Source organism: Phyllobacterium sp. SL163, from assembly GCF_049896885.1.
GTDB lineage: Bacteria > Pseudomonadota > Alphaproteobacteria > Rhizobiales > Rhizobiaceae > Phyllobacterium > Phyllobacterium calauticae.
Window position 1 is genome coordinate 109,897 of sequence record NZ_JAFCVE010000011.1, and the last position, 20,894, is coordinate 130,790.

General features: G+C 59.4%; 20 protein-coding genes. 11 read left to right on the top strand and 9 right to left on the bottom strand.

Annotated features, from left to right (window positions below; all coding sequences use genetic code 11):
- Positions 1-26 precede the first annotated feature (26 nt).
- The 6 genes from ACP7B1_RS22390 to ACP7B1_RS22415 all read right to left on the bottom strand — a co-directional run bounded on the left by ACP7B1_RS22390 (position 27) and on the right by ACP7B1_RS22415 (position 5,893).
- A complete protein-coding gene (locus ACP7B1_RS22390; RefSeq protein ID WP_346306333.1) occupies positions 27-800 on the bottom strand; it encodes a phosphodiesterase in 774 nt (257 codons plus the stop codon).
- 17 nt (positions 801-817) lie between these two features.
- On the bottom strand, positions 818-1,864 hold the full coding sequence (locus ACP7B1_RS22395) for a LacI family DNA-binding transcriptional regulator (protein WP_346306332.1): 1,047 nt from the start codon (positions 1,862-1,864) through the stop codon (positions 818-820).
- A 10-nt stretch (positions 1,865-1,874) separates the two neighbouring features.
- The gene (locus ACP7B1_RS22400; RefSeq protein WP_426137264.1) at positions 1,875-2,684 is read right to left on the bottom strand and encodes an ABC transporter permease; all 810 of its coding nucleotides are present in this window, start codon (positions 2,682-2,684) and stop codon (positions 1,875-1,877) included.
- Entirely contained in the window at positions 2,684-3,505 is an 822-nt protein-coding gene (locus ACP7B1_RS22405; protein WP_346306330.1) for an ABC transporter permease, read from the bottom strand. Before ACP7B1_RS22405 ends, ACP7B1_RS22400 begins: the two co-directional genes overlap by 1 nt.
- Before the next feature lie 65 nt (positions 3,506-3,570).
- Positions 3,571-4,707, bottom strand: coding sequence for an extracellular solute-binding protein (locus ACP7B1_RS22410; protein ID WP_346306329.1), 1,137 nt, complete (start codon positions 4,705-4,707; stop codon positions 3,571-3,573).
- A 76-nt stretch (positions 4,708-4,783) separates the two neighbouring features.
- A complete protein-coding gene (locus ACP7B1_RS22415; RefSeq protein ID WP_346306328.1) occupies positions 4,784-5,893 on the bottom strand; it encodes an ABC transporter ATP-binding protein in 1,110 nt (369 codons plus the stop codon).
- Positions 5,894-6,129: 236 nt separating this feature from the next.
- Here ACP7B1_RS22415 and ACP7B1_RS22420 point away from each other — a divergent pair, with 236 nt between their 5' ends.
- On the top strand, positions 6,130-7,104 hold the full coding sequence (locus ACP7B1_RS22420; protein WP_346306327.1) for an ABC transporter substrate-binding protein: 975 nt from the start codon (positions 6,130-6,132) through the stop codon (positions 7,102-7,104).
- 15 nt (positions 7,105-7,119) lie between these two features.
- Positions 7,120-8,862, top strand: coding sequence for an iron ABC transporter permease (locus tag ACP7B1_RS22425; protein WP_346306343.1), 1,743 nt, complete (start codon positions 7,120-7,122; stop codon positions 8,860-8,862).
- 1 nt (position 8,863) lies between these two features.
- On the opposite strand, the gene ACP7B1_RS22430 is transcribed toward ACP7B1_RS22425, so the two are convergent.
- Complete coding sequence (locus ACP7B1_RS22430; RefSeq protein ID WP_346306326.1) at positions 8,864-9,901, bottom strand: ABC transporter ATP-binding protein; 1,038 nt, start codon at positions 9,899-9,901, stop codon at positions 8,864-8,866.
- A gap of 108 nt (positions 9,902-10,009) precedes the next feature.
- On the bottom strand, positions 10,010-10,915 hold the full coding sequence (locus ACP7B1_RS22435) for a LysR family transcriptional regulator (protein WP_346306325.1): 906 nt from the start codon (positions 10,913-10,915) through the stop codon (positions 10,010-10,012).
- Between the two features lie 65 nt (positions 10,916-10,980).
- Between ACP7B1_RS22435 and ACP7B1_RS22440 the strand changes: the two genes are divergently transcribed.
- From ACP7B1_RS22440 to ACP7B1_RS22470, 7 genes are all read left to right on the top strand, one after another.
- Positions 10,981-11,859, top strand: coding sequence for an SDR family NAD(P)-dependent oxidoreductase (locus tag ACP7B1_RS22440; RefSeq protein WP_346306324.1), 879 nt, complete (start codon positions 10,981-10,983; stop codon positions 11,857-11,859).
- A gap of 240 nt (positions 11,860-12,099) precedes the next feature.
- Positions 12,100-13,116: a LacI family DNA-binding transcriptional regulator gene (locus tag ACP7B1_RS22445; RefSeq protein ID WP_426137268.1), complete on the top strand. Its 1,017-nt coding sequence runs from the start codon at positions 12,100-12,102 to the stop codon at positions 13,114-13,116.
- A 57-nt stretch (positions 13,117-13,173) separates the two neighbouring features.
- Complete coding sequence (locus tag ACP7B1_RS22450) at positions 13,174-14,229, top strand: sugar phosphate isomerase/epimerase family protein (protein ID WP_403181787.1); 1,056 nt, start codon at positions 13,174-13,176, stop codon at positions 14,227-14,229.
- Positions 14,230-14,247: 18 nt separating this feature from the next.
- Positions 14,248-15,420 carry a Gfo/Idh/MocA family protein gene (locus tag ACP7B1_RS22455; RefSeq protein ID WP_223614655.1) on the top strand — a complete coding sequence of 391 codons (1,173 nt, stop codon included), beginning with the start codon at positions 14,248-14,250 and terminating at the stop codon, positions 15,418-15,420.
- 184 nt (positions 15,421-15,604) lie between these two features.
- Positions 15,605-17,155, top strand: coding sequence for a sugar ABC transporter ATP-binding protein (locus tag ACP7B1_RS22460; protein ID WP_346306408.1), 1,551 nt, complete (start codon positions 15,605-15,607; stop codon positions 17,153-17,155).
- Complete coding sequence (locus ACP7B1_RS22465; protein WP_288192149.1) at positions 17,152-18,162, top strand: ABC transporter permease; 1,011 nt, start codon at positions 17,152-17,154, stop codon at positions 18,160-18,162. Before ACP7B1_RS22460 ends, ACP7B1_RS22465 begins: the two co-directional genes overlap by 4 nt.
- Positions 18,163-18,245: 83 nt before the next feature.
- Positions 18,246-19,190: a substrate-binding domain-containing protein gene (locus tag ACP7B1_RS22470; protein ID WP_346306407.1), complete on the top strand. Its 945-nt coding sequence runs from the start codon at positions 18,246-18,248 to the stop codon at positions 19,188-19,190.
- Between the two features lie 20 nt (positions 19,191-19,210).
- Here the strand turns inward: ACP7B1_RS22470 and ACP7B1_RS22475 are convergent, their stop codons facing one another.
- Positions 19,211-19,480: a hypothetical protein gene (locus tag ACP7B1_RS22475; protein WP_346306406.1), complete on the bottom strand. Its 270-nt coding sequence runs from the start codon at positions 19,478-19,480 to the stop codon at positions 19,211-19,213.
- A 188-nt stretch (positions 19,481-19,668) separates the two neighbouring features.
- Between ACP7B1_RS22475 and hemP the strand changes: the two genes are divergently transcribed.
- Both hemP and ACP7B1_RS22485 read left to right on the top strand, forming a co-directional pair.
- Complete coding sequence (hemP, locus tag ACP7B1_RS22480; RefSeq protein ID WP_223614931.1) at positions 19,669-19,809, top strand: hemin uptake protein HemP; 141 nt, start codon at positions 19,669-19,671, stop codon at positions 19,807-19,809.
- 24 nt (positions 19,810-19,833) lie between these two features.
- Positions 19,834-20,892, top strand: a complete 1,059-nt coding sequence (locus ACP7B1_RS22485) for a hemin-degrading factor (protein ID WP_346306405.1) — start codon at positions 19,834-19,836, stop codon at positions 20,890-20,892.
- Positions 20,893-20,894 lie beyond the last annotated feature (2 nt).

The window sequence follows — 20,894 nt, forward strand, 5'->3', positions numbered from 1 at the left end:
AACCGTCCGGCCAATCCGGCGAACCGCTAGCGATAGGCGGCGGTGCGATCGAGGAAATCGTGGAAATGGGCGATCACGGTATCCTGATCGATAAACACAACGGCATAGGCCGGCGGCTCGAGCGTCGTCATGATCCTGTCGGGTGAAAAATCCAGTGCCGTCTGGTGGTTGGTGCCGCGTATGACGCTCACGGGAATGCCGCGCCAGCTGCCCGCCACCGGCCTGTGCGCATGGCCGACAAAAATATGCCTGACATTGCCATGCTCGCGCAGCATGGCATGAAGCGCTTCCGATTCGACAAGTCCGAGCCCATCGAGGAGCGGCAGGAAAATAGGGAAGGGGGGATGGTGCAGGAAGAGGAACACCGGCCGGCCGGCCGCCTCTGCCAGACGCCGTTTCAGCCAGGCTTGCCGGGTTTCATCCAGACGCCCTTCGACAAAACCTTCCGATAGGGTGTCGAGCAGGATCAGGCGCCCCTGCGCCGTATCGACCACGCTTTGGACGAAACCGTCCTCCGGCGTGACCGAATCGAAAACCCGCAGAAATGCGCTGCGGTTATCGTGATTGCCGAGAAGCAGTTTATACGACGGAATGAGCTTTTCCAGTTCACCCGCCAACGCCTGGTAGCTGTCCTCATGACCGGTATCACTGAGATCGCCGGTGAAAATCACCAGTTCTGCATCCGCATGGTTCTCGTTGATGTCGGCGATGCAGGCCTGAAGATTCTTCAGCGGATCGCGCTCGCACAGAATATCGCCCGGCGTGACAAGATGCAGATCGGTAACCTGGATAATTTTCATGGAATGTCTCGGATATATCAGGGCTTGATTGAATGGGGGATGCGGGCACTCCCACGCACAACGATGTGCGTGTTCAGCCGGTCGTGCATGGGGGGGCAGTCCGGCTCGGCCTGCCGCTGATCGAGCAGGGCCACGGCGTGTGCAGCCATGACAGCCGGGTCCTGGCGGAAGGTCGTGAGATTGTAGGTTTCCCAGGCTGCTTCGGGTATATCGTCAAACCCGATGACGGACAGGTCTTCCGGAATCCTCAGATTTGTGTGCCGCCGCACATGATCGATAAGACCAAAGGCAACCAGATCATTGACGCAGAATACGGCCTGCGGGTGTTTGCTGCCGGCAAAAAGCTGCCGCGCCGCCTCCTGCCCGCCCGCATAATCGGAATTGCCGCCATGCCCCATGATGACGGTCGCTCCATGCGCAGCCGCTTCCTGGCAGAAGCCGTTCTCGCGTTCGATGGTCGTCGGCGTACGGGACACCGTTCCGGCAAAGCCCAATGCCGTCAATCCATTGGCGAGAAAAACCCGCGCAGCCTCGCGGCCTGCGCCTTCGTTGTCGATATTGACGTCATCGGCCCCGGTTTCAGACCGCCCGAGCACGATGAGCGGCTGACCGTTGCGCCGCGCCAGCTCGACGAAAGAGGAGGGGGGAGAACCGGACAGAATGATCGTTGCCTCGGCGCGGTAGCCGAACAGCGTCTTTTGCGCGGCGACAAGTTCCTCTTCCGTGCGGCCGGTATTGATGACGATGGGTACACTGCCGCGATGGATCAGCGCCTTGGTCAAGGCTGCGACGAGATGCGAGCGGTAGCCCAATTCCGGATTGGTGACGACAAGGCCAACCAGCCGGCTTGTTCTTGCCAAAAGACCCCGCGCCAGATCGTTGACCTGATAGCCGAGCTCCTCGGCGGCAGCCATGATCTTTTCGCGTTTCTTGGCAGAAACACTGGCACCGGGTGTGAACGCCCGCGACACCGCAGAGCGGGACACGCCAGCCTTTCTTGCCACCTCGACGGCACTGACATAGTGCTGGGTTTTCTTCGGTAGATCGTCGCCGTTCGAATCCATGCTTGTTCCTCTAGTGTCCGACTTTGGACAGCACATCGGCGCGCAAGAATCGCTCCACCACCAGCATAAAGCCGATAGACGGGATGAGTAGCAGCAGCGCGGTGATCGATGCAATCTGATAGTTGCCGCCCGACCCCGCCGTATAGAGCAATAGCGGCAGTGTGTTCACATCGGGCGCGCCGACGAAATAGCTGCCGGTAAACTCATCCAGCGACTCCAGAAACACAAAAATCGCACTGGCGAGAAGCCCGGGCGCCGCAAGCGGCAGGGTCACGTCACGAAAGGCGCGCAGGGGACCGGCACCAATGGACCGGGCGGCTTCCTCCAGATCGATCTGCACTGAGGAGAACGCTGCCGTGGCAATCCACACCGCATAGACGAGACCATGGGTGACGTGCACCAGCACCACGCCCATGATCGTGCCGTTCAGGCCAATCTGGTAGAAGAACCGCGCAATGTTCACATAGACGGGCAGATTGGGGAAAGCCTGCGGAATGAGGAAGGCGAGCAGGATCAGGCTGCGGAACGGCAGTTTCAGCCGCGACAGCGCGTAACCGGCGGGAACGGCCAGGGCGAGGGCCACCACCACGGTCAGGCTGGCCACGACAATGCTCGTCACCAGCGATTCCATGGCATTGCCGCGCGGCGAGAACACCCGCTGCCAGAAGCTGAAACCATATTCCAGCGGCAGCATATGCGGAAAATACCATTTCTCCGCGACCGTCCACAGCAGGAGGTTGGTCAGCGGCCCGAAAATCACAAAGGCAAGCAGGCCAAGGACGAGCGCGCGGGGAACCCACCAAAAATCGATCCGGGTCATCACGAACGCTCCTTCACTGACTGCCGCAGATAGACCAGGGCGACGCCAGCCGTCAGCAGCAGCGATATCATGCCGAGCGCATTGGCAACGCCATAGTCGCCATGGGCATTGATGCGGAATGCAATATCGGCGGTCAGCATGGTGGGGGACTGTGCATTGATCATCAACGGCACCGAAAGCACCGACATCATGGTGACAAAGGAGAGGATAAGGCCGACCAGCAGGGTTCCGGCGATTTGCGGGACAATGATTTCGATGAGGATGCGCAGCCGCGAGGCGCCAAGATTGCGCGCGGCCTCAATGGTGCTGCGGTCGAGCGAGGCCATCGCGCCCGCAACCAGCAGCGTCACGAATGGTGTCTGCTTCCAGACGAAGGCAATGACGATGCCGCGCCAGTCAAGAAAGCCAACCGTTTGAAGCGGTGTCAGGACGCCCAGGCTGACAAGGATATTGTTCATCAGGCCGTTCTTGGCCAGGAATGTGCGCAGGATCTGACCCACGACGATAAACGGAATGAACATGGGCCAGCGATAGAGCCAGCGCAGCACGGCGACAGCACGCGGATTCTCGCCCAGCGTGAGATATCCGCCGATGGCGATCGAGAAAAAGCCGATCAGCAGGGTGGAAACGCCGACAATCAGCAACGTGAAGATCATGTCGCTGGAGTAAAGCTCGAAGGATTTAGAAAAATTCCCGATGCCGTACCTATCCCCGACAACGAAGGCACCGACAATCGACGCGCCAAGCGGCACGATGAAAAACAGCACGATCATGACCAGTGCCGGGATCACGAGAAGAATGGCGAGAAGGCGTTTCTGCATCGGCATGTTCCAGAAGAGGGAAGGGGACCACCGGCTTGGGCCGGTGGTCCGAAGGGCACGCGCTATTAGTTGGCTACGTTGCGCTCATATGCTTCGAGAATTGCCGAATTGTACTTGGCAATCGGAAAGGGCTTTGCCTTGGTGGCAAGATCTTCCGGGGAAATATCGACGAAGAGCTTGTCCCAGCTGGCTTTGTCGAGTTCCGGCTGCACATATTTCGCATCGATGCCAGGATACCAGTTGAAGCGCTTGACGATGCCTTCAGCCTGAACCTTCGGGCTGGTGGCAAGAGCAACAAACTTTTCAGCCAGCGCTGTGTTCGGGCTCTTGGCAGGGATGACATAGTGCATCGGCTGACCGGGCATGCCGGGAGCAGGCAGGAACAGCTTCATTTCCGGCGGCAGCTTGCCGTCTGCCTTCCAGGAATAGAACATATCAACCCAGACCGGGCCCATGGCGATTTCGCCGCGGCTCAGCATGTCGAGCGTTCCGGCATTGCCCGGCGTCAGAGTGGCGTTGGTGGTGAAATCTTTCAGACCGGCAAATGCCTTGTCCCACTTCTTGGTTTCCGCTTCTTCGAACGGGCCATTCATCAACTTCTTGGCATCGCCATCGCCGAAAGCATAAATCCAGCCCATGACGAAGCTGACGCCCGAGGCACCGCCCTTGATGCCGTTGTAACCGAACTGCTTCGGGTTCTTCTTGGCCCAGGCAACCAGCTCTTCATAGCTCTTCGGCGGGTTGGGGATCAGCGCAGGGTTGTAAGCGATAGCCGTCTGGCTGGAAAACATCGGCATGACATAACCGTCGACATTGGCGCCAAGCGCCATTTTTGCCTTGTCGCTTGTCACCATGACGCCGGAAGGAATCTTTGCACGGTAGGATTCCAGATAGCCTTCCTTGACCATGGGACCGGCGAACTTCTCGTGGACGACGGCCACGTCAGCATCCCATTTTTCCGTGTTGGCCTTGGCCTGCGCGTCGAACCGCTCGACGATCTTCTGCGAACCGGCATCGCCGGGGCCCGTGCCGACAACCCGCACCTTGGTGCCCGGATTTTCCTTTTCGAAGATCGGGGCGAGGTAATCATTGACGTAATCGACCATGTTCTGGTCACCCGCCGTCAACACGGTGAGATCACCGGCTGCCGCAGGTGTGGCCGCCAGTCCGAGGATAAGTGAAGCCTGTAGTAACGTTTTCATCGTGAACTCCCGTTGAGCATGGATGTTTTGTTTTGGCAGTCTATGGGGCAGGGGCCGGCGTACCGGCCACCTGTCCTCAATGGGCATGTGCGGCCGCAGCAACCTGCGGTGCGTTGAAAATGAAAAGCGAATGCGCGGGGATATGCACCTTGACGGTTTCTCCCTCGGCAAAGGCGGTATCCGCATCGACGAGGATTTCGCTGTCACCCAGCCGCACGGCATGGCGCCAATGACCGCCGGGATAGCTGACGCTGGCAATCCGGCCGCGCAATTCGAGCGCACCCGGCTCGGCGGAAACCGTATCGCCGCTGCCGGCAAGGCGGGCGGCTTCGGCACGAAAACGCAGCTGCACCGGCCCGCTGGCAAGCGCACGGCCCGACAATGCCGTGACCGTCGAGGGATTGAACGCACCTTCCGCCAGTTCAATCTGCGCGCCGTTGACCCGCGCCTGCATGGACAGAACATTTTCCGCGCCCATGAACGCGGCAACGAACAGCGATGCGGGCTTGTTGTAGACGTCCTCTGGCGTTCCCTGCTGCTCGATGCGTCCAGCATTCATGATAACGATACGGTCAGCCATCACCATGGCTTCCTCGCGATCATGCGTGACGTGAATGGCGGTGATGCCAAGCCGCTTTTGCAGCGAGCGGATCTCGTGGCGTACCGTCAGGCGGATGCGGGCATCGAGGTTGGAAAGCGGCTCATCCAGCAGCAGAATTTCCGGATCGATAGCCAACGCCCGGCCGAGCGCCACGCGCTGGCGCTGCCCGCCGGAAAGCTGAGCCGGCTTGCGGGCGCCAAGACCGCCAAGGCCAAGCAGGTTCTGCATCTCGTTGACGCGCGCGTCGATGACATCCTTGGAGCGCTTCTGCAGCTTCAGCCCATAGCCGATATTCTGGGCAACGGTCATGTGCGGCCATAGCGCATAGGACTGGAATACCAGCGCCATACCGCGCTTGTCCGGCGGCATCTGGGTGACATCGCGGTTCGCAACCTGGATGGAACCGCTGAACGGCTTGGAGAAGCCGGCAATCGTCCGCAGAAGCGTTGTCTTGCCGCAACCGGACGAGCCGAGAAGCGCCACGAATTCACCCTTGTGAATGTCGAGGTCTAGATTGTCGAGTACTGTCGTCGGGCCATACCCCACGCTCATTCTCTCGACTTTGAGGAAAGCAGGTTCAGTCATTTTCCATCCCATTGCGCAGCTGTGCAATTTTTTTCTTTGTACTGTCTGTTTATAACAGCGGGATGACAAGTAAAAAATTTTGATGGGGTTTTTCGGGCCAATTCACCCGATGAAAACCTTACAACTTTTGTCTAGATGTCATAGAACCGTTATCCGGCTTGTATAGGGGTGACCGATCAATATGAGCCTGCAAAAATCAAAGCGGGTTCGTCTCGTCCTGACAAAAAGGGGTTATCATGCGCCGCATTCTCATCGCTTCCGTTCTGCTTGCCGCCGGTCTTCAGCCGGTGTTTGCCGCAGACGGCAAACTTGTCCTTTATACCAGCCAGCCCAACACTGATGCACAGCAAACCGCCGACGCATTCATGGCGAAGAACCCCGGTATCAAGGTTGAATGGGTGCGCGACGGAACGCCCAAGATCATGGCCAAGCTGCGCGCCGAAATCGAAGCCGGCCAGCCGCAGCCCGACGTTCTGCTGATTGCCGATGTGGTGACGATGGAAGGCTTGAAAAAGGAAGGCCGCCTGCTGCCCTTCAAGGACGCAAAGACTTCGGGTATCGACGCGGCGCTCATTGACAAGGACGGCACCTACTTCTCCACCAAGCTGATCACGACAGGCATTGTCTACAACACCAAGGCACCGTTTGTGCCGACGAGCTGGGCCGATCTCGCCAAGCCGGAAGCCAAAGGTCTTGTCACCATGCCAAGCCCGCTGACATCGGGTGCCGCCCTGATTCACACCGTTACGCTCACCGAAAATCTCAAACAGGGTTGGGACTATTATGCGGAGCTTGCCAAGAATGGCGCACAGGCTGCGGGCGGCAATGGCGATATCCTCAAAGCCGTCAGCGGCGGCGACAAGCTCTATGGCATGATCGTCGACTACATGCCGATCCGCGAAAAGGCCAAGGGCGCTCCGGTCGAGTTCGTGTTCCCGAAGGAAGGCGTTTCGGCTGTCACCGAGCCGGCCGGCATCCTGTCGACGGCGAAAAATCCGGAAGCGGCAAAAGCCTTCATCAACTTCCTCCTGTCGAAGGACGGTCAGGAGCTCGCAGCCAAGATGGGCTATATCCCCGCGAGTGCCGACGTTGCCTTGCCGGCGGGCTATCCCGACCGCGCCTCGATCAAGGTCATGACGTTCGATGCCGCCGGCGCGCTCGCCAACGAGACCAAGAACAAGGAAAAGTTCAGCGAAGTGATGGGGCAGTAAACGCCTTTGGCCGTTGTGCATTCCATAGACAACACCGGACCCGCATCCACCCATGCGGGCTCGCGCCTCTATAGGGTGTGGCGTTATTTCCGGCAGGATGGCGGATTGTCCGCCGTGCTGGTTCTCGCCATCATCTTTGCCTTGAGCTTTTTACCGATGCTGCGGCTGCTGGTGACAGCCGTCGCACCCGGCGGCGAGATTGATCTTGCCGCCATGGCCGGGCGGCTTTCCAGTGCCTCGGTCATGCGGGCCACGCTCAACACCTTGGATACGGCCTTCTTCGGCGCGCTGCTCGCCCTCGTGGTGGGCGCGCCTTTCGCCGTCGGCATCGCCATGACCGATCTGCCGGGGCGCAAGACCCTCGGCTTCCTGCTGCTGCTGCCGTTGATGATTGCGCCGCAGGTGATGGCGCTGTCATGGCTGCACCTGTTCGGGCCATCCAGCACGCTGCTTGGTGCTTTCGGTCTTGCACCGCCGCCGGGCACCTCCAATCCGCTGCTCGGTCGCAACGGCATCATCCTGCTCTATGCCATCCAGCATGCACCCATTGTTTTCATCACCTTGCGGGCAGGGCTCACCCGCGTTCCCCGCGATCTGGTGGAGGCCGCGCGTTCTTCCGGATCATCGCCGCTGCGCGTGCTCCTGACGATCATCCTGCCGATGGTACGGCCCTATCTCGTTGCTGCCACGGCGCTTGCCTTCGTGTCGGGTGTTGGCAATTTTGGCATTCCGGCTCTGCTCGGCATGCCGGTCAATTATCTCACTCTGACGACGATGATCTACCAGCGCATCGCCAGTTTTGGCCCGAGCGTGCTGCCGCAGGTTGCTGCGCTTTCGGTCCTTATTGCCATGCTTGCCTTGCTTGGCGTCGTCCTGCAGGCGCTGGCACTGAAGAAGGTCAACCACCGATTTACGGCGGGAACACCCGCGCGCTTTGCTCTTGGCCGCTACCGCTGGCTGTTCGCCGCCGTTGGCTGGGTCGCCATCCTGTTCATGCTGATCCTGCCGGTGCTTGCTCTGATAACCACGGCATTGATCCCGTCTTTCGGCGTCCCGCTCAACTGGTCCACCCTGACATTCGCCAATTTCGAGGAAGTTCTGTTCCGGCAGGCTTCCACCAGCCGCGCCTTCTGGAACTCGGCCATTCTCGCCGGAAGTGCTGCTCTCATCCTCGCCATTGGCTCCATTCCGGTCGCCGTGGGCCTGGAGCGCTTCTCACGCCTGTCGCAACGTGTCCTGCATGGCGCAATCGAACTGCCCTATGCCTTACCGGGCATCGTGCTTGCCATCGCCTGCATTCTCTTGTTCCTGCGGCCGCTGCCATTGATCGGCAGCCTCTACGGCACCGCGTGGATTATCCTGGTTGCCTATCTCATGCGCTTCTTCGCCCTGGCCATGAAACCCGTCACAACGGCGATCGGGCAGCTGTCGCGTGATCTCAATGAAGCGGCCGCCGTGTCCGGCGCCGGTCCGCTGCGCCGTCTCATGACCATCACCGGCCCATTGACGGCACCCGCGGCGGTTGCAGGCGCTTTGCTGGTCTTCATGAGCGCATTCAACGAATTGACGGTCTCGGCACTGCTTTGGTCAAGCGGGCATGAAACACTCGGCGTCGTGCTGTTCAGCCTCGAAGAGGCTGGGCTTGGTACCCATGCGGCGGCCATTGCCGTGACGACAATCCTGATTGTCGTGGTACTTTTGGCGGTTCTCGACCGTCTCGGCAAAAAGCTCCCGCCCGGTGTATTGCCCTGGCGGTAGATCAGCCGGGAATGATCCAGGCGTCAGCAATGGCGACATGCACGGTTTCACCAATGCGCAGCGCCGAGGGGCTGTCGAGCGTCAGGCGCTCGCCGTTGGCCAGTTCAAGCCGGGTTTCGTAGACGGCACCGCGATAGGTGCTTTCCTGTACTGTGGCAGCAAGCCCATCATCGGCGAGACGGAGAGCTTCGGGGCGCAGCAGCAGTTTGATGGTATCGGAGCCATCGGCAACGCCGCGCGCTGCAACACGATACCCCGCCACGTCAACGAGAGCCGATGACGCCTGCCTCTCGACAACCATGCCGGAAACCGGCGTGCCGCGGCCGATAAACCCGGCCACGCGCTGATCCGCAGGGGAGTGATAGACCTCCACCGGTGCAGCGATCTGCAGGATGTTGCCGGCATTCATCACCGCGATGCGATCGGAGAGCGCCAGCGCTTCCGACTGGTCATGCGTGACATAAACGATCGTCGCGCGGGTGCGCCGATGAATATCCCGAAAAGCCTCGATCATCGACGCACGCAAATGCATGTCGAGATTGGCAAGCGGTTCATCGAAAAGGATGATTTTCGCGTCGGCAACCAGACAGCGGGCGAGGGCGACGCGCTGCCGCTGGCCGCCCGAAAGTTCCTCGATCCGCCGGTCGGCGAAACTGCCGAGACTGACGCTTTCCAGTACCGCTTTGACGCGCTGCGCGATCTCGGCCTTGGCAACCTTCCGGGTCTTCAGCGGGTAGGCAACGTTCTCGGCAACATTCATATGCGGCCACAGGGCGTAGGACTGGAAGACCACGCCGACACCGCGCTCCTCCGGCGATTTCTGGCGGCGCACATCGGCGATCCGCTCGTCGCCAAAATCAATGGCGCCATCGTCGGGTGCCTCGAACCCGGCAATCAGACGCAGGAGAGTGGTCTTGCCGCAACCGGAGGGTCCCAGCAGCGAGGTAAACGACCCTGCGGGGAAATCGATAGAGATATTTCTGAGAGCAACCGTCTCGCCGAAGCGCTTGGTCAGATTCTGGATGTGAATGTCGGTCATGCGCTGCTTTTACAATGCTTTTCGATCTTTGGCACCGCCTATGCGCCAATCGCGTTACAACCATGTGACGAGGCGGTGGTATGCGGACCGCTGGCAGAAACCGAGCATTCAGGCGCCAGCACGCACGGTATCGATGAAAACCCGCAGCGCAGGTGCCATATGACGCTGCCTGGGATAGCACAGGAATAGCCCTGGAAACGGAGCGCACCATGGATCGAGCAGGCTGACAAGCCTGCCTTCGGCAATGTGGTTGACAACGGTGTCTTCGATCGGAAAACCGATCCCGATTCCCTTGAGAGTGGCACCCAGTGCCATTTCCTTGTCACTGAAGATCAACGGCCCTTCGACCGAGACACTGAACCAGCTCTCATTTTCGAAGAACTCCCAGGCGTAGGGCGTGGCCCGGCCCGGCCAGCGCCAACGTATGCAACGATGACTGACGAGATCGCGGGGATGTTCGGGATGTCCATGACGCGCCAGGTAATCAGGCGTCGCCACCACCACCTGCCGAAGCTCGGATCCCAGACGGACGGCGATCATGTCGCGCTCGATCACCTCGCCTATGCGCAAGCCCACGTCGAAACCGCCTGCGACGATGTCAATGACCTCGTCATCCACCGTGATGTCGAGCAGCACTTCGGGATAGCGCTGGGTAAAGCCGGCAAGAATCGGTTCAATGTGTTTTCGGGCTGCGGATCGGAACGAATGCACCTTTACTGTGCCGGCAGGGTGCTCGCCTGAACGGCGAGCCTGTGCGACGGCACTTCCGAGCTCGAACGCCGCGGGCCTGACCCGCTGGAGCAGATTCTCACCAGCCTCCGTCAGTGACACATTTCGCGTCGTCCGGTGGAGGAGGCGCATCTCCACCCGTTCCTCGAAACTGCGTACCATCTGGCTCAGCGCTGAAGGGGAGACGCCGAGGCTGTCGGCAGCCCGGGAGAAGCTCAGAAATTCGGCGACGGCAATGAAGGCGCGAAGCTGATTGTAGTCATGTCCGGCGAGCAGGATATCCATTTCAGCATCATACATTACTTAGCTGAGCTAACAAGCGCTGTAATTTCTTAGCGCATTATAAAGGCGTGGCCTTTCTGCCATTTTCTCGTTGGTTCATTGAAAAGGATAAAGAAATGACAACTTGGTTCATCACAGGAATTTCGCGTGGCCTTGGCAAGGCACTTGCCGTGGCAGCACTGGCAGAGGGAGATACTGTGATTGGGACAGTTCGTACGGGGTCGTTCGAACTTGATCATGATCGCGGCACCTTGCATGTGCTGAATGTTGATCTGGTCGACGGCCGGGCCGCAGCCGCCAGCGTTGCGAAAGCTTTTGAAATAGCGGGCGGGATCGACGTCATCGTAAACAATGCCGGATACGGGCTGCTGGGTGCATTGGAGAAGGCATCGGATGCGGATGTCGAGAGACTGTTTGCTGTCGATGTTTTTGCACCGTTCCGGATCATTCGGACGGCGTTGCCTTATCTTCGCGCGCAGCGCCACGGTCACATCATCAACATCACCTCGATTGCCGGGCGCGCGCCGACCACAGGATCGGCCGTTTATGCCGCCGCAAAATATGCGCTTGAAGGCCTTTCATCAGCATTGGCTTTGGAGATCGCACCGCTTGGTATCAAAGTAACGGCCATCGCCCCTGGCGCATTCAGGACGGACTTCCTTTCGTCTCATTCAATCCGCAAAAGCGACGCCGAAGACGCTGCCTATGCCGAGACGATTGGACGGAGTTCTGCCGCCTTCGATTCCGTCGCGGGTCGACAGCTGGGCAATCCAGATCTCGCAGCACAAGTGATCATCAACCTGGTTCGTGCCGACAATCCGCCTCTTCATCTGCTGCTCGGCAGCGACGCGCTGCGCCGTGCCCGCAGCAAACTGGATGAGATTGCCGATGAGATCGATGCCTGGGAAACCATCACCCGCAGCACCGATTTCGAGAATGGCGAATAATTTAAACAGTCAAACTCCGCATCAATCGGACAATTCGGGCAAGGTCACTGTCGTGAGACAGTGACCTTGCTCAAGGCATGCGTTGCTCACATCGTCGCCAGCGATCAACACAACGACACGCAAGTTGCAGCAAGGCAACATTGCGTCCATCAAAATTCCCATCAAAACCCGTCAAAAAGAGTTGCACACCTCATTTCGCCGAACTAGTATATCAAGCGGAGGAGAATTCTCGTGGTAAAGATGACGCTTGAAGACGTCGCCCGAGAAGCCGGTGTCAGTCTTGCAACGGTTGATCGTGTTGTGAACGGGCGGAATGGTGTGCATGCGCGCACCATCGAACGCGTCAACGCGGCCATCAAACTGCTTGGATTTCATCCGGATCAGCACGCGTCGCGGCTGGCACGCGGACGGGACTATGATTTCCGGATTATCCTGCCGACCGGCGAAAACGAATTCATGCAGGCGCTGGATGCGGAGTTTCGTGCAACCCGCGAACGCCAGTTGAAGGAACGCGTGCGGCTTTCCATTCAATATGTCGATACTTTCGACGGCGAGGCTTTGGCGGCGGCGCTCGAACGGCTGCCCTCCAGCATCGACGGCGTCGCTGTCGTCGCGCTCGACCATCCCGCCGTGACAGAAGCCATCAACGCCCTTGCCGACAGGGGTGTGGTTGTCCTGACACTGGTTTCCGATGTACCGAATTCGCGCCGCGCCCATTTTGTCGGCATCGACAATTACGCCGCCGGGCGCACCGCTGCATCGCTGATTGGCCGCTTTGTCGGACCGCGCAAGGGCAAGGTCGGCATGATTGCCGGCTCGCTGGCCCTGCGCGACCACGTGGAGCGGCAGTTCGGTTTCGAACAGGTCATTTCCCGCGAATACGCCAATCTTGAAGTTCTGCCCGTGCGGGAAGCACGGGACGAGAATGCACGGGTTGAGACGGTCGCCCGCGCGCTGCTGCGCGACCATCCCGATCTGGTCGCCATCTACAATGCCGGCGGTGGCCAGGCGGGTGTTGTCGCCGCGCTCGAAGCAACCAGCCGTGTCTCCGACGTGATTTTCGTGGCGCATGAACTCACCGCCTCGACCCGCCGCCATCTGGTGCGCGGCACCGTGGATGCACTGATCAATCAGGATGTCGGGCATATGGCGCGCAGCACCGCACGCATTCTCACCGCCCTGCGCGAAGGCCGTCCCATTGTGCCGGGGCAGGAACATATCCGCATCGATATTTTTCTCAGGGACAACATGCCCTGAACAGAAACCGGAGGGGTGCCTGCCCGAGGCGCCCGCATGAATTGGAGGAGACGAGACATGAAGACGATCAAGGGACCAGCCATTTTCCTCGCGCAGTTTGCGGGCGATGCGGCACCGTTCAACTCATTCGACGCGATCTGCCAATGGGCAGCATCCCTCGGCTACAAGGGTGTTCAAATTCCCACCTGGGATGCGCGGCTGTTCGATCTCAAGAAGGCCTCGGACTCCAAGACCTATTGCGATGAAGTCGCCGGCATTGCCCATGCGCATGGCCTCACCATCACCGAGCTTTCAACCCATCTGCAGGGCCAGCTCGTCGCCGTTCATCCGGTCTACGATGAACTGATGGACGGTTTTGCCGTGCCCGAAGTGCATGGCAACCCCAAGGCGCGCCAGGAATGGGCGGTCGATCAGGTCAAGCGCGCCGCACGTGCCTCCAACCATCTTGGCCTGAAAGTCATGCCGACATTCTCGGGCGCGCTGGCCTGGCCATTCCTCTATCCCTTTCCGCAGCGGCCTGCCGGTCTCGTCGAAGCGGCATTCGACGAACTGGCCAAACGCTGGACACCGATCCTCAACTACCTCGATGAACAGGGTGTCGATGCGGCCTATGAAATCCATCCGGGTGAAGACCTGCATGACGGCATCACCTACGAGATGTTCCTGGAGCGCGTGAACAATCATCCGCGCGCCAACCTGCTCTATGATCCCTCGCACTTCGTGCTGCAGCAGCTCGACTATCTCGACTACATCGACATCTATCACGAGCGCATCAAGGCGTTCCACGTCAAGGACGCCGAATTCAATCCGACGGGGCGTCAGGGTGTCTATGGCGGTTTCCAGTCCTGGGTGAATCGTGCCGGCCGTTTCCGTTCGCTTGGCGACGGGCAGGTGGATTTTGGCGCCGTCTTTTCCAAGCTGACGGCTTATGACTTCGATGGCTGGGCGGTGCTGGAATGGGAATGCGCTCTCAAGCATCCGGAAGACGGTGCACGTGAAGGCGCTGAATTCATCAACGCACATCTGATCCGCGTGACCGAAAGGGCATTCGATGATTTCGCTGGCGCAGGAACCGATGACGCGGCCAACCGCCGTATCCTTGGTCTGGTATAAGAACGGAAGGAAGCGGCAATGGCTATTGAAGCAAGCAGAGAAAAAGCGGCAACCCGGCGCATTCGCATCGGCATGGTCGGAGGAGGGCAGGGCGCCTTCATCGGCGCCGTGCATCGCATCGCCATGCGCATCGACGATCAATACGAGCTCGTCGCCGGAGCACTTTCCTCCGATCCGGCACGCGCCAAGGCCTCGGCGAAGGAGCTCGGCATTGCGGAAGACCGTGCCTATGGTTCTTTCGAAGAGATGGCGAAAGCGGAAGCCAAGCGCCCGGATGGGATTGAGGCGGTGGCGATCGTTACCCCGAACCATATGCATGCACCCGCCGCAAAAGCGTTTCTGAAAGCCGGCATCCATGTGATCTGCGACAAGCCGCTGACGACGACGGTGAAGGACGCAAAGGAACTCGTGGCTTTGGTGAAGAAGACAGGCAAGATTTTTGCCGTGACACACAATTACACCGGATACCCCATGATCCGGCAGGCCCGCGCCATGGTCGAAAAGGGTGTCCTTGGCAAGATCCGTCTGGTGCAGGCCGAATACCCGCAGGACTGGCTGACGGAAAAGGCGGAAGACTCAGGATCGAAGCAGGCGGAATGGCGCACCGATCCGGCGCGTTCGGGCGCAGGCGGCGCCATCGGCGATATCGGCACGCACGCCTATAACCTTGCCTGTTTTGTTTCCGGCCTGACGCTGAAGCAGCTGTGCGCCGAACTCACCAGCTTCGTCGAAGGCCGCAAGCTCGATGATGACGTGCAGATCCTGATGCGTTTCGATGGCGGCGCCAAGGGCATGCTGTGGGCAAGCCAGGTGGCACCCGGGCACGAGAACGGCCTGAAACTGCGCGTCTACGGCACCAAGGGCGGGCTGGAATGGACCCAGGCCGATCCGAATTATCTCTGGTACACACCGTTCGGCAAGCCCAAGCAATTGCTGACCCGCGGCGGAGCGGGCGCATCGCCGGAAGCCGCCCGTGTCACACGCGTTCCCGGCGGTCATCCGGAAGGCTATCTTGAAGGTTTTGCCAATATCTATACGGAAGCCGCACAGGCGATCATTGCCGCCCGGACGGGCAAGAAGACGCCGAAGGATGTGATTTATCCGACGGTCGAGGATGGACTTGCCGGCATGGAGTTCATCGATGCGGCGGTCAAATCATCCAAGGCCGGCGGTGTCTGGACGAAGGTGTGATGGAAAAGCGGATATCACCCCCCTCTGGCTTGCCAGCCATCTCCCCCACAAGGGGGGAGATCACATTGGCATTGATACCTCTATCCATGGGGCAACGCTGCAAAATGGCTGGCACAATAATGGAGGCTGATCTCCCCCCTTGTGGGGGAGATGCCCGGCAGGGCAAAGGGGGGTGCCAGGAAAGATGAGTTCAGACCCCGCCACACAGTCAACTCTGCTGCCCGTGCTTGAAGCCCGGGGCATCGCCAAGGCTTTCGGGCCGGTGGAGGTGCTGACCAATATCAGCCTCACCATCCAGCCCGGCGAGGTGCATGCAATCATCGGCGAGAACGGTGCCGGCAAGTCGACGCTGATGAAGCTTCTGAGCGGCCATCTGCAGCCGACCCGCGGCTCGGTTGCGATGGATGGGGAGGACGTGACCCTCGCCGGTCCCGTCGATGCGGAACATCGCGGTCTTGTGCTGGTGCACCAGGAAATCCTGCTCGCACCGCATTTGACGGTCGCGCAGAATATTTTCATGGGCCGCGAGTTGAAACGCGGTCACATGGTCAATGACCGCGAGATGAACCGGCTGGCTGCCGAAGCCGTGCGCAAGCTCGGTGCTGATATTGATCCGACAACACCGGTGTCGCGGCTATCCATTGCGCGGCGCCAGCTCGTGCAGATTGCCCGCGCCCTCCAAGTGCCGCACCGCGTCGTGATCTTCGATGAGCCCACGGCATCTCTCACCCCTTATGAGACGGAAGCGCTGCTCAAGGTGATCCGCAACTTGCGCGACCAGAACGTGGCGGTTCTCTATATTTCCCACCGCCTGCCGGAGGTAGCCGCCATTGCCGACCGCATCACCGTGCTGCGCGACGGCAAGCTTATCGCGACCCGCAATGCCTCGGAATTGCAGCCCGTTGACATGGCCAAGCTGATGGTCGGACGTGACATGTCGAAGCTTTATCCTGAGCGGGAAGAAACGGCGACGCACGAGACCATTCTGGAAGTCAGCAACTTTGATGTCCCGGGTTATGCCCGCGAGGCATCCTTTACTCTACGCAAGGGCGAAATACTCGGCTTTGCCGGGCTGATCGGCGCCGGACGGACTGAACTGTTCGAAGGCATTGTCGGGCTGCGTTCCGGACATGGGCAGGTCAAATTGAACGGCAAGCCGGTGCGGTTTCACAGCGTGCGCGACAGCATGGCCGCCGGGATTGTCTACCTGAGCGAAGACCGCAAGGGCAAGGGACTGCTTCTGGCACAGAACCTGCGGACGAACCTCACGCTGGCCTCATTGGAAAAATTCACCAAAGGCCCGCTCATCGAGCGCAAGCAGGAAGAACAGGGGCTGGACAAGGCGATTGCCGAATTCGACATCCGGGCCCGGCGGCGCGATCTGCTGGCGGGCCAGTTGTCCGGAGGCAATCAGCAAAAGCTGTTGCTTGCCAAGATGATGCTGCTTGATCCGAGCATCGTCATCATCGATGAGCCGACGCGCGGTATCGATATCGGCACCAAGGAACAGATCTACAGGTTCATCGCCGATCTCGCCAAGTCAGGAAAATCGGTCATCGTCATCTCCTCCGAGATGCAGGAGCTGATCGGCATCTGTCACCGCATCCTTGTCATGCGCTCCGCGCGCATTGTCGGCGAGGTCTCGGGTGACGCGATGACGGAAGATGAAATCGTCGTCTACGCCACCGGCGTCAAAACAAACGAAGCAGAACTATACGCAACGGGGTCCGCATGAGCGATACGCAAGCAAACACCGACACGCGCGGCCTTGGCCGCAAGCTGGCGGATATCGACAAGACGGCGGTTGCGCCATTCCTGGCGCTTGCCGCGCTTTTCGTTCTGGGCGCCCTGGTCAATCCAAGCTTCATCGGCATCGACAATATATTGAACGTGCTGACCCGTTCGTCCTTCATCGCCATCATCGCCGTTGGAGCGACCTTCGTGATTTCGGCAGGCGGGCTTGATCTGTCGGTGGGATCGATGGCTGCGCTTGTCGCCGGCATCATGATCCTGTTCCTGAATTCTGCCGCCATCGACGGCAATTTCGCCATGCTGGCCGCCGGTGTCGTCATCGCCATCGGCGTCGGGGCAGGTGCAGGGCTGGTGAACGGCGCCGTCACGACGCTGGGGCGGATCGAACCGTTCATCGTGACGCTTGGAACGATGGCCATCTACCGCTCCGTCACGGTCTGGCTGGCCAATGGCGGATCGATTGCCATGAAATCCAGCGAAATGCGCAATCTGTTCCGGCCGGTCTATACCGGCACGTTCCTCGGCTTGCCGATACCGGTCTGGATCATCATCGCCGTCGGTTTGCTCGGTGCCTTCATCCTCTACAAGACCTCCTTTGGCCGGCACGTCATCGCGGTCGGTTCCAACGAAGACGTCGCGCGGTATTCCGGCATCCACGTCAATCGTGTCCGCGCCATGACCTATGTCATTCAAGGTATCTGCGTGGCCATAGCCGTAGTGGTCTACGTCCCGCGGCTTGGGGCGGCAACCACGACCACCGGCATGCTGTGGGAATTGCAGGCCATTACGGCTGTTGTCATCGGCGGCACGGCGCTGAAAGGCGGGGTCGGCCGCATCTGGGGAACCATTTGCGGCGCCTTCATGCTGGAGATCGTCGGCAACATCATGGTCCTGTCCAACTTCGTCAGTGAATATCTGATCGGTGCGGTTCAGGGCGTCATCATCATCATCGCCATGCTGGTGCAGCGGACACTGCAGCGCAAGGGATAGACAGCGATAAAAGTTTGGGAGGGGGAGAATGGGCCACCCGCCGACCTCGACACAAAGGCCCGTAGAATATTTGGGAGAGAAATATGCGTAAACTCATCGTGGGACTTGCCGGCGCGCTGCTCGCGTCAAGCATGGTCCTGGCTCACGCCGCGGATAAGAAAGTCAATATCGCCGTTTCCATTCCGGCTGCCGATCATGGCTGGACCGGCGGCGTCGTCTATCACGCCGAACGGGCGGCCAAGATTCTTGAGGCCAACCATCCCGGCCTCAAGATCACCATCAAGACATCACCCGATGGTGCTTCCCAGGCCAACGCACTGGAAGACCTGACCACACAGGGCATCGACGCACTCGTCACCCTGCCGCACAATTCCGACGAACTGACCGACCCGATCCGTCAGGTCAAGGCAAAGGGCGTATTCGTCACGGTTGTCGACCGCGCCCTGTCCGATCAGAGCATTCAGGATCTGTACGTCGCCGGCAACAATCCGGAGCTCGGCCGTGTCGCCGGCAAATATCTGAAGGACAAGCTTGGCACCGGTGACGTCGTGGTCATTCGCGGCCTGCCGATCGTCATTGACGAAGAACGCCAGAAGGGTTTTGACGAAGCCATTGCCGGAAGCGGTATCAAGGTGCTCGACAAGCAGTTCGGCAACTGGTCACGCGATGACGCCTTCAAGGTCATGCAGGACTATCTGACCAAGTTCCCGAAGATCGATGCCGTCTGGTGCCAGGATGACGACATGGCCGTCGGCGTACTCGAGGCCATCAGCCAGGCCAAGCGCACCGACATCAAGATGGTCATCGGCGGTGCCGGCATGAAGGACATGATCAAGCGCGTCAGCGATGGCGATGCCATGACACCGATCAATGTTCTCTATCCGCCGTCCATGATCGCAACGGCACTCGAACTGACGGTTGCCAATTTCTACGATCAGGTTCCTGTGCGCGGCAAATACATCCTGGATGCCACCCTGGTCACCAAGGACAATGCCAAGGAATTCTACTTCCCTGATTCGCCGTTCTGATCTCCACGATCAGGGCATGATCAATCTGCACATGGAAAAGGCCCGCAAGGGCCTTTTTCTTTTGTCAGGGTTGGCGCCGGGGAGGACTCGTACCCCGACGCCTTCCCTGTTGCAGCAGGCTTCATCATGGCGGGAGCAGCGGTCATGCTCAAACCATTTCCTGCCGCAAATTGCGCTGCGCAATTCGAAATTTCCAGCCGTTGCGCTTGCTGGGATAGCTCGAACTTCAAGAATTTTTGCAGGCTCGCGGTCAGCGCGCTTGCAATTTTGTGATGTTTTTCAAGCGCCAACTAACTTGACTCGTTGACTCCTCTTTATGTTGAGTAATAAATATGATCATACGAGTCAAGTTTGAACTATCCGTTGCCGGAGCATTCCGGCAACGACAGCACGAAAAGGCTGGCCAGCAATGTCACGACGCCAAATCATCGATCTTCAAGTCCGGCTTCCGAGGCTGGCCCCGCTCGCACGCGAACTCATGCCGGTCCGGCAAACGGATATGCGCGTTTACGGCAGCGAGATCCTGTTCGACGGCTCCAACGAAGTCGGCATCGAACATGCCGGCTCGCTTTACCGCCTGAAAATCACCCGCCAGGGCAAACTCATTCTCAACAAGTAACGCATTGATAGGCATCCGAAGACAATGACTGATACGCACAAGCCAGCACCCCAGGACATCCGGCAAGCTCGGGCAGACAATCCCAAAATGCGCGAGCGCGACCTTGCCCAGCAACTGGGTATCACTGAGGCCGATTTGGTTGCAGCTTTTTGTGGCCTCAATGTCATTCGCATCACGCCGCGCATCGAAACCTTCCTGACCGAGATACAGACTTTGGGCGAGGTCATGGCCCTCACGCGCAATGAGAGCGCCGTGCACGAAAAGATCGGCGTCTATGACAAGCCGATTGTCGGCAAGCATGCCTCCATGCTTCTCGGGGAACAGATCGACATGCGCCTGTTTCCCGACAGCTGGGCCCACGGCTTCGCGGTCGAAAAACAGGACGGCGAATTCACCCGCCGCAGCCTGCAGTTCTTTGACGCCGCTGGCGAGGCAATCCACAAAATTCATCTGCGCCCGGCTTCCGATCTCGATGCCTACCACGCACTTGTCGCCAAGCTGCGCCTCGATGACCAGTCGCAGAGTATCGAACTGACGGCTTTGCCGAAGCCCGAGGAGAAGACTGCGGAAATTCATGAACTTGATGCGGACGGCCTGCGCGATCGCTGGACCCAGATGAAGGATGTGCATGAATTCTTCGGCATTCTGCGCTCGCTGAAGATGACCCGCCATCAGGCGGTGCAGGTGATCGGGCAGGACTATGCCTGGGCACTGGATCGCGACGCCTTGAGCGCCATGATGCAGCATGCGGCGCAGGAGCAGATACCGATCATGTGCTTTGTCGGCAATCGCGGTTGCATCCAGATCCATTCGGGTCCGATTGCGAACATCAAGCCGATGGGGCCTTGGCTCAATATCCTCGATGAAACCTTTCATATGCACCTGCGCCTCGATCACATTGCCGAGTTGTGGGCCGTGCGCAAACCGACCAAGGACGGTCATGTGACATCGCTCGAAGCCTACGGCGCCGAAGGGGAAATGATCATCCAGTTCTTCGGCAAGCGCCACGAGGGTTCGGGCGAACGGGAAGACTGGCGCCAGCTTGTCGAAAACCTGCCGCGCATCCTGCGTTCGGCCGCGTAAGG

What these genes read in the sequence shown, in the direction of transcription:
- ACP7B1_RS22390 (WP_346306333.1), bottom strand. Translation starts at nt 800, where the DNA reads ATGAAAATTATCCAGGTTACCGATCTGCATCTTGTCACGCCGGGCGAT.
- ACP7B1_RS22395 (WP_346306332.1), bottom strand. Translation starts at nt 1,864, where the DNA reads ATGGATTCGAACGGCGACGATCTACCGAAGAAAACCCAGCACTATGTC.
- ACP7B1_RS22400 (WP_426137264.1), bottom strand. Translation starts at nt 2,684, where the DNA reads ATGACCCGGATCGATTTTTGGTGGGTTCCCCGCGCGCTCGTCCTTGGC.
- ACP7B1_RS22405 (WP_346306330.1), bottom strand. Translation starts at nt 3,505, where the DNA reads ATGCAGAAACGCCTTCTCGCCATTCTTCTCGTGATCCCGGCACTGGTC.
- ACP7B1_RS22410 (WP_346306329.1), bottom strand. Translation starts at nt 4,707, where the DNA reads ATGAAAACGTTACTACAGGCTTCACTTATCCTCGGACTGGCGGCCACA.
- ACP7B1_RS22415 (WP_346306328.1), bottom strand. Translation starts at nt 5,893, where the DNA reads ATGACTGAACCTGCTTTCCTCAAAGTCGAGAGAATGAGCGTGGGGTAT.
- ACP7B1_RS22420 (WP_346306327.1), top strand. Translation starts at nt 6,130, where the DNA reads ATGCGCCGCATTCTCATCGCTTCCGTTCTGCTTGCCGCCGGTCTTCAG.
- ACP7B1_RS22430 (WP_346306326.1), bottom strand. Translation starts at nt 9,901, where the DNA reads ATGACCGACATTCACATCCAGAATCTGACCAAGCGCTTCGGCGAGACG.
- ACP7B1_RS22435 (WP_346306325.1), bottom strand. Translation starts at nt 10,915, where the DNA reads ATGGATATCCTGCTCGCCGGACATGACTACAATCAGCTTCGCGCCTTC.
- ACP7B1_RS22445 (WP_426137268.1), top strand. Translation starts at nt 12,100, where the DNA reads ATGACGCTTGAAGACGTCGCCCGAGAAGCCGGTGTCAGTCTTGCAACG.
- ACP7B1_RS22450 (WP_403181787.1), top strand. Translation starts at nt 13,174, where the DNA reads ATGAAGACGATCAAGGGACCAGCCATTTTCCTCGCGCAGTTTGCGGGC.
- ACP7B1_RS22455 (WP_223614655.1), top strand. Translation starts at nt 14,248, where the DNA reads ATGGCTATTGAAGCAAGCAGAGAAAAAGCGGCAACCCGGCGCATTCGC.
- ACP7B1_RS22460 (WP_346306408.1), top strand. Translation starts at nt 15,605, where the DNA reads ATGAGTTCAGACCCCGCCACACAGTCAACTCTGCTGCCCGTGCTTGAA.
- ACP7B1_RS22465 (WP_288192149.1), top strand. Translation starts at nt 17,152, where the DNA reads ATGAGCGATACGCAAGCAAACACCGACACGCGCGGCCTTGGCCGCAAG.
- ACP7B1_RS22470 (WP_346306407.1), top strand. Translation starts at nt 18,246, where the DNA reads ATGCGTAAACTCATCGTGGGACTTGCCGGCGCGCTGCTCGCGTCAAGC.
- hemP (WP_223614931.1), top strand. Translation starts at nt 19,669, where the DNA reads ATGCCGGTCCGGCAAACGGATATGCGCGTTTACGGCAGCGAGATCCTG.
- ACP7B1_RS22485 (WP_346306405.1), top strand. Translation starts at nt 19,834, where the DNA reads ATGACTGATACGCACAAGCCAGCACCCCAGGACATCCGGCAAGCTCGG.